Here is a 13,322-nt window from a genome sequence, read left to right as displayed (position 1 = left end):
GCGGTTGTCTTATAGTTTATAAATATGAATTATCCGCCGTTACAAGGGTTTAAGCTGGTGTTGGCAACTTTGGCGCTCAGCTTGGCCGTATTTATGGAAGTCTTGGACAGCACCATCGCCAACGTTGCCGTGCCTGTTATTGCAGGAGATTTAGGTGCGGCTACCACGCAGGGGACTTGGGTGATTACCTCATTTGCCGTAGCCAATGCCATTTCCGTTCCCTTGACAGGTTTTTTGGCTAAGCGGTTTGGCGAGGTTAAAATCTTTATCGCCGCAGTGATCGGGTTTGTCGTAACGTCATGGCTGTGCGGTATGGCACATAATCTTCAGGCCTTGGTTTTTTTCCGTGTATTGCAAGGCTTTATCGCCGGGCCATTGATTCCTTTGTCCCAAAGCCTGTTGATGGCTTCTTATCCGCCTGAAAAACGAACATTGGCACTGGCATTATGGGCAATGACCGTCGTTGTTGCCCCTGTATTGGGGCCGATTTTGGGCGGTTGGATTTCGGACAACTGGCATTGGGGATGGATTTTCTTTATCAATATCCCGATAGGGATTTTGTCTGCAACTATTGCTTGGAAGCAGCTTCGACACAGGGAAACTGAAATCGTCAGGGCGCCAATCGATTATGTCGGGCTGGTGTTGATGATTGTCGGTATCGGCGCATTGCAAATGATGCTTGATAGGGGCAAGGAGTTGGACTGGTTTGCCTCGGGAGAGATTATCGTTTTGGGCGTTACCGCTTTGGTGTTCCTGACATATTTTATTGTTTGGGAGCTGGGCGAGAAATACCCGATTGTCGATTTGTCATTGTTTAAAAATAGAAACTTCACGATAGGCGTTGTTGCCACATCGTTGGGCTTTATGGTCTATATGGGCACATTGACCCTGTTGCCTTTAGTGTTGCAATCAAATCTCGGCTATACCGCTACTTGGGCAGGTTTGGCTGCTGCACCGGTGGGTTTTTTGCCGATTATTTTATCGCCGATTATTGGTAAGTTTGGCAATCGCGTCGATATGCGCCTGTTTGTCAGTGCCAGCTTCTTGGTGTTTGCTTACACATTCCATTGGCGCACCGATTTCTATGCCGGTATGGATATGAGCAACGTCGTTTGGCCGCAGTTTTGGCAGGGTTTAGGCGTAGCCATGTTCTTCCTGCCTCTGACCAGTATCACCTTGTCGCATATGAAAGGCAATCAAATTGCTTCGGCCAGTAGCTTGTCTAACTTCTTGCGTGTCTTTATGGGCGGTGTCGGAGTATCTGTTGTCAGCACCATGTGGGAACGACGCGAAGCTCTGCACCATACTCAGCTGACCGAACATATTAATTCATTGTCTTCAATCAGTAACCAATCTATTCAAGGCATGATGGTCAATGGCCTGAGCAAAGAGCAAGCCCTGGCTGCGATAAATAGTACTATTTCCCAACAAGGCTTTATTATTGGCTCAAATGAAATTTTCTTGGCAGGCAGTATCATATTCATCAGTATGATTCCCATTATTTGGCTGGCAAGACCTCCGTTTAGCGGTTCCGGCGGGGGAGGGCATTAGAAAAAAATTGTGTTGACTGAGTTAGAGATAAAGCAGGTTGCTAACGGGGAAAGAGTAAGAGTGTATCTAGTCATGATTGCCTTGGGCTTATCTTTAAAATAAGCCATTTATGAGACCTAGACTATCAATAATTGGAGTCTTGAGAATTTTAGAGGGAAGAGGAGGGGTAGCATTTAGGGTAATGACTTGTTTGATACATTTTTATAAGATTACATACTCTTATCTTTAGTGATTGTTAGATATAAAGAGGCCGTCTGAAAATGAATTTCAGACGGCATTTATTTTCGTAATGTGATGATTCAGGCTCTTAATGACCTTGTTTTGGAGAGTTTGGTTTCTTTTGCTTTTGTTCGTTTTCCGCGTTTGTATTTGGCTTTGTTTGGGGTGTTTTCTTCGCAATGTATTTTTGTATTTTGGAAAATAAGCTTACAAGCTTTGTTTGCAGGATACGGGAAGGAAGTATGTATCCATGGTGCCGCCGCAAGACCAAACTGTTGTGCCTTTGGTATTACCTGTTTTCGCAAAGCTTGGTATTAGGTGAATTTCGGTATTCTTCACAGGTACAGCGGCTTGATTACCGATGGCGGCAACAATAGTGCCGTTATCTTCAATACGGACAATCTTTACATAGTTACCGACTTTATTGTCGTCTGAAGCGAGTTGCTTGATGTTGAGGTCAAGCGGCAAGCTGCCTTTATCTGCATAGGCTTCTTCGACGTAGCTTTTCATACTTCCTGCCAGCATGATGCCTTCGGCTACTTGTGCTCTGGCAACATAGTTTTGGTATGCAGGAAGAGCTACTACTGTCAAAATGCCGATAATGCCGATAACAATCATCAACTCAATCAGGCTAAAACCGGTTTGGGTTTTGCGTAGTTTTTTCATTTTTTTGAGTATGTCGTTTTCTTATTTTTATTTTATAAAGTAAATCCCATAACGATATTATGGGATTTACTCTTTAAGTTTTTAAATTTGTTGGTAACAAATTATTAACGGCAAGAAGAAGGCAAGAATTTGCTATCAACAGTACCTTTCTTACAAGTCCAAGTGAAAGAACCTTTAGAAGAGGCAGCATTACCAGTCACATCAGGTGACAACACAACTGTTTTACCTTTAATGTCATTATTGACATCGGTATTTTTCATTGTTGCAGTCAGAACACCATTTGCGCCTACAGCAACTTGAGCAACGTATTTACCTTTAATATCGGTAGGTGCTGCAATACCAGCTTCTGTATTATTTTTAGGCCATTTGCCTTTATCTGCATAGTATTCAACAACAGCGGACTTTTGACCTTCCATCAAAGAGATGGCTTCAGAAACTTGGGCACGTGCAGTGTAGTCTTGGTATGCAGGCAGGGCGATAACTGCCAAGATGCCGATAATCGCGATTACGATCATCAATTCGATCAGGGTGAAACCTTTTTGGATTGCTTTCATTGATTAAAACTCCAGTTTGAAAGTGTGAATAATTATGTTTAAGTAAAAAGTCCGTAATGTGCTTGGCACTATGTATTATGAGTAAACCATAAAGTAAGAAGGAATATACAGCTTCCGTCGGGCTTGCTGCTTTGAGGCTTGGGCCTTATCGGACGTGTTGTTTCAAGCAGTCTGTGTGCCAAGTGCGCAAAACTGGTTAAAAATTTTATTTTTTATTTTTTGTTTATTGTTTTTATTGGGATTATTTTTTAGTTTTTAAATTTTGTGTGGTTTTGTTTGAAAATTTCAGGATTTTAGGGAAATTGGGTGGTTGACGTTTTTTGTCAGTTTTGTGTTTTTTGTGACAGGGAAGGGAGACAAGTTTGGGTGTGTGACGTTTTTTGTCAGAAATTAAGCTTGGTTTAATAATATGTTAATTGATTTAGACGGGAGGTAATTTTATGGATTAATCGGTGGGTTTAATATTTTGTGATTTTATTTTTTTGTTTTTTATGGCTTTTATTTTGAATGCGTATTTTTTTTGAATATGGATGAGGAAAAGATTTGGAAAGAAGTGTTTTTGAAGAGGATTTGGCGTAATAGGTGAATGAAATTTTGTTATTGGAATTAAATTCATTTGGGTTATGATTTTAGAATGTAGTTTTATGTCAGGAGAAAGTTCTGGTTTCGAATTTTAAGGCTTTGGATTTCTTGAGTGTTTTAGAAGGGTATATTCAGGATGTTTATAATTTGGATGTGATTAGGGTGAGCAAAAAATGCTCACCCTATGTTTTTAAGATGTTCAGACGGCCTTTATGGGGTCAAGACTTCGATCAATGCTTGTTTTAGGGTATTTTGGGTTTGCGGGTCTTGTAGGGATGGGCTGTAGGTAATGAAGCTGTCCTCAATGCGCTGATCCAAGGTGGTGATTTTGGCGTAGCGCAGGCTGATGTTGTGTGCGAAGAAGGTCTCGGCGATGTCGGCGAGGAGGTGGGGGCGGTTGACGGCGGTGATGTCTATGGTGTGCCAGCCGGGATAATCTTCTTCGGGGGTGATGATTACGGTAGGCGGAATGGGGATGTGGCGGATGCGGCGGCTGATGTGCGGGCGGCCGCTTTGTTTTTGGACGGTGGTATTGCCGTGGATGAAGCTGTTGAGTTCGGCTTCAAGTGCGCTTTGGCGGTCGGGATATTCTTCGGGCGGTAGATTGTCGGGAAGTTGCAGGATAAAGGTGTCGAGGATGTAGTCGTGTTCGGTAATGAAGGCGCGGGCTGCTTGGATGTCGAAACGGTGGCTGCTGAAAATGCGGCAGAGGCGTGCGAAGAGGCGGTCGCCATTGGGCATGAAGACCATGACTTGAAGGCTGTTGCTTTGGGGGAGGATGCGGCTGCGGACGGCCGGACTTTGGGTGTCGTAGGCGAGGTTTGCGGTGTGCCAGAGGATTTCCCGCGTTTGATGGCGGACGTAGTATGCGCTGCCGAGGATACGGCGGAGTTTTTGTTGATTTTTGAGGGGAACGACTGCGCGCGTGAGTTGGTCGGCCGCGGCCTGTTCGCGTCGGTTGGGGAGGCGTTCGGGATCGTGGTTTTTGCTGTTTAAAACGGCGGCGGTGCTGTGGTAGAGGGTTTGGAGCAGACTGGCGCGCCATGTGTTCCAAAGTTTGGGGTTGGTGCCGCGGATGTCGGCAATGGTAAGCAGATAGAGTGCGTCGAGGTATTCGCGTGTGGGAATACGGCGGCAAAAGGCTTGGAGGACATGGGGATCTTGGATGTCTTCTTTTTGGGCAACGGTGGACATGAGCAGGTGGTTTTCAACCAGCCATGCGAGGAGATGGCTTTCTTCTTCGGTGTAGTAGTGGTTGGCGGCGAATTGTTGGGCGTCTTTGATGCCTTCTTTTGCGTGATCGCCGCCACGGCCTTTGGCGATGTCGTGCAGTAGGGCGGCGGTGTAGAGGACGTGTGGTCGTGGGTAGGCCTGCATGATGGCGCTGGCTTCGGGCATTTCGTGGCTGTGGGTTTCGATGGCGAGACGGCGCATATTGCGGACGACGGTCAGGATGTGGTCGTCTACGGGGTAAATATGGAATAGGTCGTGTTGGAGCAGGCCGGTGATTTTTTCCCATGCGGGGAGATAGCGGCCCAATACGCCGTAGAGGTTGAGAAAACGGAGGGTTTGGGTAAGGCCGGTGCCGTGTTTGAAGAATTGGATGAAGCGGCGGCGGTTTTCTGGATTTTGGGTGAAACGGGCGTTGATTTTCCGTGTGGCCGCCCACCATGCGCGCAGGGTTTGCGGCTCGATGGTGGTGATGCTTTGCTCCTGCATGGTTTGGATGATGGTGAAGATGTGTTCGGGGTTGTGTTCAAACAGGGCAAGGTCGTTGGCGGCGATTTGGTGGCCGATGCGTTTGTAGCGGCTGTCGATGGGGTGGATATGTTGGGGACGGCTGGAGGTTTGATGGTTTTTGAGAACCGGAATGAGGATGCCGTTGAGTTGTTTGATGGCTTTGGTGGCACGGTAGAAGGTGTGCATCAGGGCTTCGCTTCTGCCGCGGATGTCGGGTTGGGTATAGCCTAAGCTTTCGGCAACTTGGGACTGGTAGTCGAAAAGCAGTCTGTCTTCGGGGCGGTCGGCGGTAAGGTGGAGGTGAATGCGGATGTTGGCGAGACGGCGGTAGCCATGGGCAAGCATGCCGGCTTCGGTGCGTGTGAGGACGCCGGCGGTAACGAGGGCGGTGGGGTTGCTGTCTATTCCTTGTGCTTTGGCTGTCCAGATAAGGGTGTGGATGTCACGCAGGCCGCCGGGGCAGGTTTTGATGTTGGGTTCGAGTTGTGCGCCTGTGCCTTGGGATTTGGTATGGCGTTGCTCCATTTCGAGGAGTTTGGCTTCGATAAAGGCGGCTGTGTCGCGGCGTGTGTTGAGTTTGTTTAGAAGTTGGGCGGTAAGGTTGGCATTGCCTTGGAGATGGCGTGCTTCAAGAAAGGCAGTTTCGCCGGTAATGTCGTTTTGGGTGCTTTGGAGGATTTCTTCTATGCTGCCGCTTTTGATGGCCGGATTGAGGCGTGCGTCCCAAAGGGTTTGGATAAATTGGGCGGTTTGTTGTTGCAGGCCGTCTGAAAAAGGAGTGGAGGAAATAATCGCTAAATCCCAGTCGGAATGGGGATAGAGTTCGCAACGCCCGAAGCCGCCGATGGCAATGAGGCTGATGTCGTCGCTGTCGGGGAATTGGATTTGCCAGAGGGTTTGCAGCAGGGTTTCGGCAGCGGCGATATGGTCGCGGAAGTAAGCGGTAGGGCGGTTGTTTTTGCGGTAGGCAGTTTCTGCTGCGGCTTTTTGCTGTTGGTAGGTTTGGATGGCTTGTTTGGCGGCGGTCATAATGGTATCTGGTTTTGAATTAGGCTTGGGTGTCGGCAGGCTCGGTCATTTGGCGGAGCATTTCTTGTGGCGGAAGGAGGAGTTTGTAAGGGGCGATTTTAAGCGCGGATGCAATTTTTTCGATGTTGGAAAGGGCGATGTTCCAGCGTTTGCGCTCGACGGCGGAAACGTAGGTGCGGTCAAGTCCGCATTGGCGTGCCAGTTCTTCTTGCGACCAGCCGTGATTGACGCGATAGAGGCGCATGTTGTAAGCGATAACTGCGCGAAGGTCTTGCGGATCGGGCAGGCTTGGAGGTGGAGTGAGTTTGTTGACCATGATATTTTGGGTTTGTGGTTTGAACGATAAGGGGATTTTATACTATTTTTGTGAGGAGAAAGGAAAGGCCGTCTGAATGTTTTCAGACGGCCTGAAAGGGGGTAGGTATAAAAAAAGGGGGTGGCTTTCGGCCACACCCAAACACACACACATCAAGAGGAAAGAAAAATCATTTAATAAGAGAGCTGGCTCTTATAGAGGAAAACTGGAGGATTCGGGCTTGGCCCTGAAGCATTGAAAGGCATTATAAATGAAAATAGGGTTAGGGTATTGATACAGGTCAATTCAGGTTTGATTTAGAAAATATATTTTTAGGATAGTGGAAATAAATTAAAAATAAGGTTTGATTGTGAATAAAAGTCATTAGGCCGTCTGAAAGAATTGGTTTCAGACGGCCTGATTGGTTTGAAGGCTGCTACTCATATATAAATTAAGTATTAAGCCAAACCTTTATCTTTGGCTTCTTGCAGGCGGGTTTCAAAGTTGCTGAGATTGACGCCAGCCTGTTCTGCTGCGGCAACTACTTCGGCTACAGATGCGCCGTGTTGTACTTGATGATAACCCCAAAGCAGGGAGCAGCGAGTGCCGGTGCGGCAGAAGGCAAGAATAGGAGCCGGAGATTGTTGCAACAGATTTTGGAAGGCCGCGACATCGGCTGCGTTGATTTGAGGCGCAACAACGGGCTGGTGTGAGAATTGGTTGATGCCTGCCTCTTTAAACCAGTTTTGCACTTCGGCAAAAGCCGGTTGGTTTTCTTCTTCGCCGTCCGGGCGGTTGCAGATAACGGTTTGGATGCCGAGACGTACGGCTTCTTGGACATCGGCTTCGGTCAGTTGGGGGGCGATATAGAGGAAGTCGGTCAGTTTATGGATGGGCATAGTTTTTCCTTTCTTTATATTAAATGGATATGTAGATTTCAGACGGCCTAGGAAGTGGCAGGTCGTTTGAAGTGTTATTTAATGATTGTACAACCAGTTTTCGAGTTTTTGGCGATTAGTAATATGCAGCAGGGCGGTATTGGCTTCTGCTGCTTGGACTGTGATGCTGGTTTCGCGCAACAGGCCTTGGCGGAAGAAATGGATGGTGGTGCGCGTACCGATAGGCAGTTTGCTCCACTGCGCTGCAAGGTCGTTGCAGGCATAGCCGCCTAGGGCGATGATTTTGTCTTGCGGGCAGAGTCCGGCATTTTCTGCACTACCACCATTGAATACATGAGTCAGAACGGCATGGTCGCTGTTTTGTTTGAAACGTGCACCCAAATCGTTGGCGGGGGCAACCGATTGTAGTTCGGTGGCAAATGCTCCGCCGTGTTGGCGTGGCAGGGGAATAAAGTCGAGTTTGATGCCTACGCTTTGCAGGCATTCTGCGAGCGGAAGATCATCGGTACTGTATAAGGCCGTCTGAAAGAAGGTTTCTAAATCTAAACCGGTCATTTCTTGGCAACGGGATTGCCAGTGTTTTTCGGGTATGCCTTGATGGGTGTTGCACCAATCGAGATAGTGTTGCTGCATCACGCTGTCGAGGGTGTATTTGCCTTGGCTTTTCTCACGGATGATGAGGTCGAGGCAAAGTGCGGCCAGTGCGCCTTTTTGATAATAGCTGACGATGGCGTTGGGGCTGTTTTCGTCTTGTTTGTAGAACTTGTCCCATGCGCTGAAACTGGATTGGGCAAGTGTTTGTTTCAGACGGCCTTGTGTCTGCTGTACGCGTGTAATGCTTTGTGCAAGCAGGGTAAGGTAGGCTTCGGGGCTGATGGTTTTGCTTCGGGCTAGAAAGAGGTCGTCGTAGTAGGACGTAATGCCTTCAAATGCCCAAAGTTGCTCGGTGTAGTTTTCTTGGTCGAGATTGTAAGGTGCGAAGACGGCCGGTTTGATGGATTTAACGTTCCATGTGTGGAAGTATTCATGGGAGAAGAGGCCGAGCAGTTCGGTATAAGCTTTGTCGGCTTTGCCCATATCGTAAGATGGCAGACTGTGGCGGTCGGCGAGCAGGGCGGTGCTGCTGATGTGTTCCAGCCCACCGTAGAGGTTGTCGCCCAGATGTAGTAAGAAAAGGTATTCGGTAAACGGGGCAGGGGAGGGGAACATCGCTAACTCGGTTTCGCAGATTTTTTGAATATCGGCGAGGAAGCGGGCTCGGTCAAAATCGGGATAGATACCGCTTAATGCAATACGGTGGGGGATGCCTTGTGCTTCAAATTCGAGAAATTCGATGATGCCTGTTTCAACCGGGTGGTCGATAAGCTCGGCGTATGAGGCCGTCTGAAAAGTGGTCGCCGAGGTTTGGGGCAGTGTGGTAGCTATCTGCCATGTGTGCGGCAAGGTGGAAAATTCGATTTGATGTGGCCGGTATTCTTGTCCGTGGACTTTTAAGAAGAGGCATGCGCCGTCGAAAAAGCCGCGCTCGGTACTGAGGAACGAGCCGCGAACTGATAAGTCGAATGCGTAAACAGTGTAGTAAATTTCCCACGCTCCACTGAGGGAAGGGGTTTGCCAATGGTTTTTGCTGGTTTGTGTCAGCGGCTGGGCTTTGCCGTTGCAACGCGCGCTGATGTGCGTGATGTGGCGGGCAAAGTCACGGATGAGATAGCTGCCGGGAACCCAGTTTGGCAGGCTGATTTCTGTTTCAGAATCATTGGTTTGAGTGAATGATAAGGTGATGTACCATTCATGAGACAGAAAGTTGGGGGTAATTTTGTAATTAATCATGGCTATTGGTTAATTTGCTAAAGTTTATTAAGAGGAAGGGGTTTTAAAGGGTAGGCTTAATCTATATCAATAAAACTGTATGAAAAAGGGGGCTTGAAAAAATGCTGTGCCCGATTTATTGGATATGTTTAAATAATTTATTGATTATAAAAGAAATGAGATTATGTCTCACTAAAGGTTTTATGCAATATGGAATGTAATTTTGCTTGGCATGTTGTGGTGTCTATGTTAAATTTAGAAAAATTTGAGCCTCAGCCGTATTGCGCTTTTCATAAACGTAATGGTTGAGGTGAGATAAAAATTTTTTATACCCATAATTTATGGAGACTTCCATGGACACACAAACTTATAACTACAAAGTGGTGCGCCAGTTCGCCATCATGACTGTAGTTTGGGGTATTGTGGGCATGTTGGTCGGCGTTATCGTCGCTGCCCAGCTTTTTGCTCCGGCCCTCGATTTATCCAATATCGGACCTTGGTTCCACTTCGGCCGCCTGCGTCCTCTGCACACCAATGCGGTTATTTTTGCATTCGGCGGTTGCGGTTTGATTGGTACATCATACTACGTTGTTCAACGTACATGTAATACCCGTCTGTTTGGCGGTTGGCTGCCTGCATTTACCTTCTGGGGTTGGCAGGCTGTCATTGTGGCTGCGGCTATCAGCTTGCCTATGGGTTACACCCAAGGTAAAGAATACGCCGAGTTGGAATGGCCTATCGACATTTTGATTACGCTGGTGTGGGTTGCCTACGCTATCGTATTCTTCGGTACGATTGCCAAACGTAAAATCAAACATATTTACGTTGCCAACTGGTTCTACGGCGGCTTTATTTTGGCCGTTGCGCTGTTGCACATCGTCAATAATATCAGCATCCCTGCCGGTTTGATGAAATCTTATCCGGTTTACGCAGGTGCGATTGATGCGATGGTTCAATGGTGGTATGGCCACAATGCGGTGGGCTTTTTCCTGACAGCCGGCTTCTTGGGTATGATGTACTATTTCGTGCCTAAACAAGCGGGCCGTCCGATTTACTCTTACCGCTTGTCCGTCGTCCACTTCTGGGCTTTGATTTTCACTTATATGTGGGCAGGTTCTCACCACTTGCACTACACCGCATTGCCTGACTGGACTCAATCTTTGGGTATGGTATTGTCTTTGATCCTGTTTGCGCCTTCTTGGGGCGGTATGATCAACGGTATCATGACTCTGTCCGGTGCATGGGACAAACTGCGTACCGACCCGATTTTGAAATTCTTGATCGTTTCTCTGTCTTTCTACGGTATGTCTACCTTCGAAGGCCCGATGATGTCTATCAAAACCGTTAACGCTCTGAGCCACTACACCGACTGGACTGTTGCACACGTTCACGCCGGCGCATTGGGCTGGGTGGGCTTTGTAACCATCGGTTCCGTTTACTATATGATTCCCCGCTTGTTCGGTAAAAATGAAATGTACAGCACCAAATTGGTTGAGGCGCATTTCTGGATCGCGACCATCGGCGTGGTTCTGTATATCGCTGCAATGTGGATTGCCGGCGTAATGCAAGGTCTGATGTGGGGTTCTTTGAATGACGACGGCACGCTGACTTATTCCTTCGTTGAATCCGTAAAACGTACCATGCCTTACTACATGATTCGTTTCACCGGCGGTCTTCTGTACCTGAGCGGTATGTGCATCATGGCATATAACGTTTACCGTACTGCTATCAGTGGTAAAGCAGTTGATGCTGAGATTCCTGCGGTTTCTCAAACTCAACACCACTAATGATAAGAAAGATAGGCTACCAAAATGAAATTACAACAATTAGCTGAAGAAAAAGTCGGTGTACTGATTGTATTCACCCTGCTTGTAGTCAGCGTCGGCCTTCTGATCGAGGCTGTCCCGCTGTTCTTCTCCAAGGCAGTTACCGAACCTGCACCCGGCGTGAAACCATATAACGCCCTGCAAGTGGCCGGTCGCGATATTTATGTACGCGAAGGCTGCTACAACTGCCACTCTCAAATGATTCGTCCATTCCGTGCAGAAACTGAACGTTACGGTCATTACTCTGTTGCCGGTGAGTCTGTTTATGACCATCCGTTCCAATGGGGTTCTAAACGTACCGGTCCGGATTTGGCTCGTGTTGGCGGCCGTTATTCCGATGAATGGCACCGCATCCACCTGCTGAACCCGCGCGACGTTGTGCCGGAGTCCAATATGCCTGCATTCCCATGGCTCGCACGCAATAAAGTCGATGCCGAGGCAACTGTGGCGCATATGAAAGCCCTGCGTAAAGTGGGTACACCTTACAGCGATGAAGAAATTGCCAAAGCACCTGAAATGCTGGCTAACAAATCAGAGCTGGACGCTGTTATCGCCTATCTGCAAGGCTTGGGCTTGGCATTGAAAAACGTAAGGTAACATCATGGACGCTAACTGGGCTCGCTCGCTCTTTACTGTTTGGGTATTTATCAGCTTTATTTTAGTTCTCTATATTGTATTCAATAGACGCAATAAGGAAAACTATGACGATGCTGCCAGCAGTATTTTCGATAATGACGAACAAAGGCCGTCTGAAAAGGACGATCAAGCTCAGTCAGTCCGTGATCACGGAGCAAAATAATGAACACAACATCCCAATTTACCAGTAGTTTCTGGAGTATATATATTGCCGTTATCGTCGTGCTCAGCTTCATCGGCCTGGCTTGGCTTCTGCTTTCGCAAAACGTTGTGAAACGCCCTAAAAAAGGCGAAGAAGTAAAAACCACAGGTCATGAGTGGGACGGCATTTCGGAGTACAACAACCCTCTGCCACGTTGGTGGTTTTGGCTTTATGTCTGCACATGGCTGTTTGGCGTCGGCTACCTGATTATGTATCCAGGTATCGGCGATTACAAAGGCCTGTGGGGCTGGAGCAGCCATGGTCAATATGAAGAAGAAGTTGCCAAAGCCAATCAGCAATACGGTAAAGTGTATGCTAAATTTTCCAATATGCCGATTGAGAAAGTGGCTAAAGACCCTGAAGCCCGTGCTATTGCACAAAACCTTTTCAATACCTACTGTATCCAATGTCACGGCTCAGATGCCAAAGGCTCCAAAGGCTTCCCGAATTTGACCGACGACGATTGGTTGTGGGGTGGCGAACCTGAAAAAATTCAGGAAACCATTGAAAAAGGCCGTACTGCCTCTATGCCAGCATGGGGTCCTGCTTTGGGTGAAGAAGGAGTGAAAAACGTAACACAGTATGTTATGTCTCTTTCTAAACCTAAAGGTCAATACGACGAAGAACGTGCAGAACGCGGTAAAGTCCTGTTTAGCGGCCCACCTGCCAACTGTTTCACTTGTCACGGCGACAAAGGTCAAGGTATTCAAGGCCTTGGTCCGAACCTGACTGACGATGTATGGTTGTGGGGCGGTACTCAAAAAGCGATTACCGAAACCATTACCAACGGCCGCAGCAGCCAAATGCCTGCTTGGGGTCACTTCCTCGACAAAGACAAGCTGCACATTATGACCGCTTATGTTTGGGGTTTGTCCAACAAAGACGGTAAAAAAGCTCCTGCTAAAAAAGCCGAGCCTGCTCCTGCAGCTCAACCTGCCGATGCTTCTGCTCCGGCGGCCGCTTCGGCTCCTGCTGCCGATAAAGCTGCTTCAGATGCTAAAGCTGCTCCAGCTGCTGAAGCCAAACCTGCTGAAAAAGCAGAAGCGGCTCCGGTTAAGGTAGATGGCAAAGCTATTTTTGAAGCCAACTGTAAAACATGTCATGGCGGTATGATTCCGGGCGCACCTGTTGTCGGTAAAAAAGACGACTGGGCTCCTCGAATTAAGCAAGGTAAAGATACTTTGCACAAACACGCGCTTGAAGGTTTTAATTCAATGCCTGCCAAAGGCGGCAACAGCAGCTTGAGTGACGATGAGGTTAAAGCGGCTGTAGACTTTATGGCAAATGAGTCCGGTGCAAAATTCTAATTTTGAG

General features: G+C 47.7%; 11 protein-coding genes. 5 read left to right on the top strand and 6 right to left on the bottom strand.

What is annotated here, in order from left to right; genetic code table 11:
• Positions 1 to 24 precede the first annotated feature (24 nt).
• Positions 25 to 1,551 carry a DHA2 family efflux MFS transporter permease subunit gene (locus DBY97_RS02495; RefSeq protein ID WP_107857318.1) on the top strand — a complete coding sequence of 509 codons (1,527 nt, stop codon included), beginning with the start codon at positions 25 to 27 and terminating at the stop codon, positions 1,549 to 1,551.
• Positions 1,552 to 1,977: 426 nt separating this feature from the next.
• Here DBY97_RS02495 and DBY97_RS02490 read toward each other — a convergent pair whose 3' ends face one another.
• From DBY97_RS02490 to DBY97_RS02465, 6 genes are all read right to left on the bottom strand, one after another.
• Entirely contained in the window at positions 1,978 to 2,436 is a 459-nt protein-coding gene (locus tag DBY97_RS02490; RefSeq protein WP_107857317.1) for a pilin, read from the bottom strand.
• A gap of 104 nt (positions 2,437 to 2,540) precedes the next feature.
• Positions 2,541 to 2,990 (bottom strand): pilin, encoded by a 450-nt coding sequence (locus tag DBY97_RS02485; protein WP_107857316.1) that lies wholly within the window; start codon positions 2,988 to 2,990, stop codon positions 2,541 to 2,543.
• A 792-nt stretch (positions 2,991 to 3,782) separates the two neighbouring features.
• Entirely contained in the window at positions 3,783 to 6,341 is a 2,559-nt protein-coding gene (gene glnD / locus DBY97_RS02480; protein WP_107857315.1) for a [protein-PII] uridylyltransferase, read from the bottom strand.
• A gap of 19 nt (positions 6,342 to 6,360) precedes the next feature.
• A complete protein-coding gene (locus tag DBY97_RS02475) occupies positions 6,361 to 6,657 on the bottom strand; it encodes a helix-turn-helix domain-containing protein (RefSeq protein ID WP_003680870.1) in 297 nt (98 codons plus the stop codon).
• A gap of 437 nt (positions 6,658 to 7,094) precedes the next feature.
• Positions 7,095 to 7,535, bottom strand: a complete 441-nt coding sequence (locus DBY97_RS02470; RefSeq protein ID WP_107857314.1) for a TIGR01244 family sulfur transferase — start codon at positions 7,533 to 7,535, stop codon at positions 7,095 to 7,097.
• Positions 7,536 to 7,613: 78 nt separating this feature from the next.
• On the bottom strand, positions 7,614 to 9,365 hold the full coding sequence (locus tag DBY97_RS02465) for a M61 family metallopeptidase (RefSeq protein ID WP_107857313.1): 1,752 nt from the start codon (positions 9,363 to 9,365) through the stop codon (positions 7,614 to 7,616).
• Positions 9,366 to 9,697: 332 nt separating this feature from the next.
• On the opposite strand from DBY97_RS02465, the gene ccoN reads away from it, so the two are divergent.
• From ccoN to ccoP, 4 genes are read left to right on the top strand one after another with little or no spacing between them, the layout of a single operon-like run.
• Positions 9,698 to 11,131: a cytochrome-c oxidase, cbb3-type subunit I gene (ccoN, locus tag DBY97_RS02460; protein ID WP_003748780.1), complete on the top strand. Its 1,434-nt coding sequence runs from the start codon at positions 9,698 to 9,700 to the stop codon at positions 11,129 to 11,131.
• 24 nt (positions 11,132 to 11,155) lie between these two features.
• On the top strand, positions 11,156 to 11,767 hold the full coding sequence (gene ccoO, locus DBY97_RS02455) for a cytochrome-c oxidase, cbb3-type subunit II (protein WP_063075589.1): 612 nt from the start codon (positions 11,156 to 11,158) through the stop codon (positions 11,765 to 11,767).
• A gap of 4 nt (positions 11,768 to 11,771) precedes the next feature.
• Positions 11,772 to 11,969: a cbb3-type cytochrome oxidase subunit 3 gene (locus DBY97_RS02450; protein WP_107857312.1), complete on the top strand. Its 198-nt coding sequence runs from the start codon at positions 11,772 to 11,774 to the stop codon at positions 11,967 to 11,969.
• Positions 11,969 to 13,315 (top strand): cytochrome-c oxidase, cbb3-type subunit III, encoded by a 1,347-nt coding sequence (ccoP, locus tag DBY97_RS02445; protein WP_107857311.1) that lies wholly within the window; start codon positions 11,969 to 11,971, stop codon positions 13,313 to 13,315. The genes DBY97_RS02450 and ccoP overlap by 1 nt, the downstream gene beginning before the upstream one ends.
• The last annotated feature ends 7 nt before the right edge of the window (positions 13,316 to 13,322 follow it).

It is taken from the genome of Neisseria subflava (assembly GCF_003044645.1).
Taxonomy (GTDB): Bacteria; Pseudomonadota; Gammaproteobacteria; order Burkholderiales; family Neisseriaceae; genus Neisseria; species Neisseria subflava_B.
Note: the sequence above shows the minus strand (reverse complement) of the source record. Positions and strands in the feature narration are given on the sequence as shown.

Excerpts from the sequence above, each read along its gene's own strand:
- DBY97_RS02485 (WP_107857316.1), bottom strand. The coding sequence starts at position 2,990 with ATGAAAGCAATCCAAAAAGGTTTCACCCTGATCGAATTGATGATCGTA.
- DBY97_RS02470 (WP_107857314.1), bottom strand. The coding sequence starts at position 7,535 with ATGCCCATCCATAAACTGACCGACTTCCTCTATATCGCCCCCCAACTG.
- DBY97_RS02495 (WP_107857318.1), top strand. The coding sequence starts at position 25 with ATGAATTATCCGCCGTTACAAGGGTTTAAGCTGGTGTTGGCAACTTTG.
- DBY97_RS02450 (WP_107857312.1), top strand. The coding sequence starts at position 11,772 with ATGGACGCTAACTGGGCTCGCTCGCTCTTTACTGTTTGGGTATTTATC.
- DBY97_RS02490 (WP_107857317.1), bottom strand. The coding sequence starts at position 2,436 with ATGAAAAAACTACGCAAAACCCAAACCGGTTTTAGCCTGATTGAGTTG.
- DBY97_RS02465 (WP_107857313.1), bottom strand. The coding sequence starts at position 9,365 with ATGATTAATTACAAAATTACCCCCAACTTTCTGTCTCATGAATGGTAC.
- ccoP (WP_107857311.1), top strand. The coding sequence starts at position 11,969 with ATGAACACAACATCCCAATTTACCAGTAGTTTCTGGAGTATATATATT.
- glnD (WP_107857315.1), bottom strand. The coding sequence starts at position 6,341 with ATGACCGCCGCCAAACAAGCCATCCAAACCTACCAACAGCAAAAAGCC.
- ccoO (WP_063075589.1), top strand. The coding sequence starts at position 11,156 with ATGAAATTACAACAATTAGCTGAAGAAAAAGTCGGTGTACTGATTGTA.
- DBY97_RS02475 (WP_003680870.1), bottom strand. The coding sequence starts at position 6,657 with ATGGTCAACAAACTCACTCCACCTCCAAGCCTGCCCGATCCGCAAGAC.
- ccoN (WP_003748780.1), top strand. The coding sequence starts at position 9,698 with ATGGACACACAAACTTATAACTACAAAGTGGTGCGCCAGTTCGCCATC.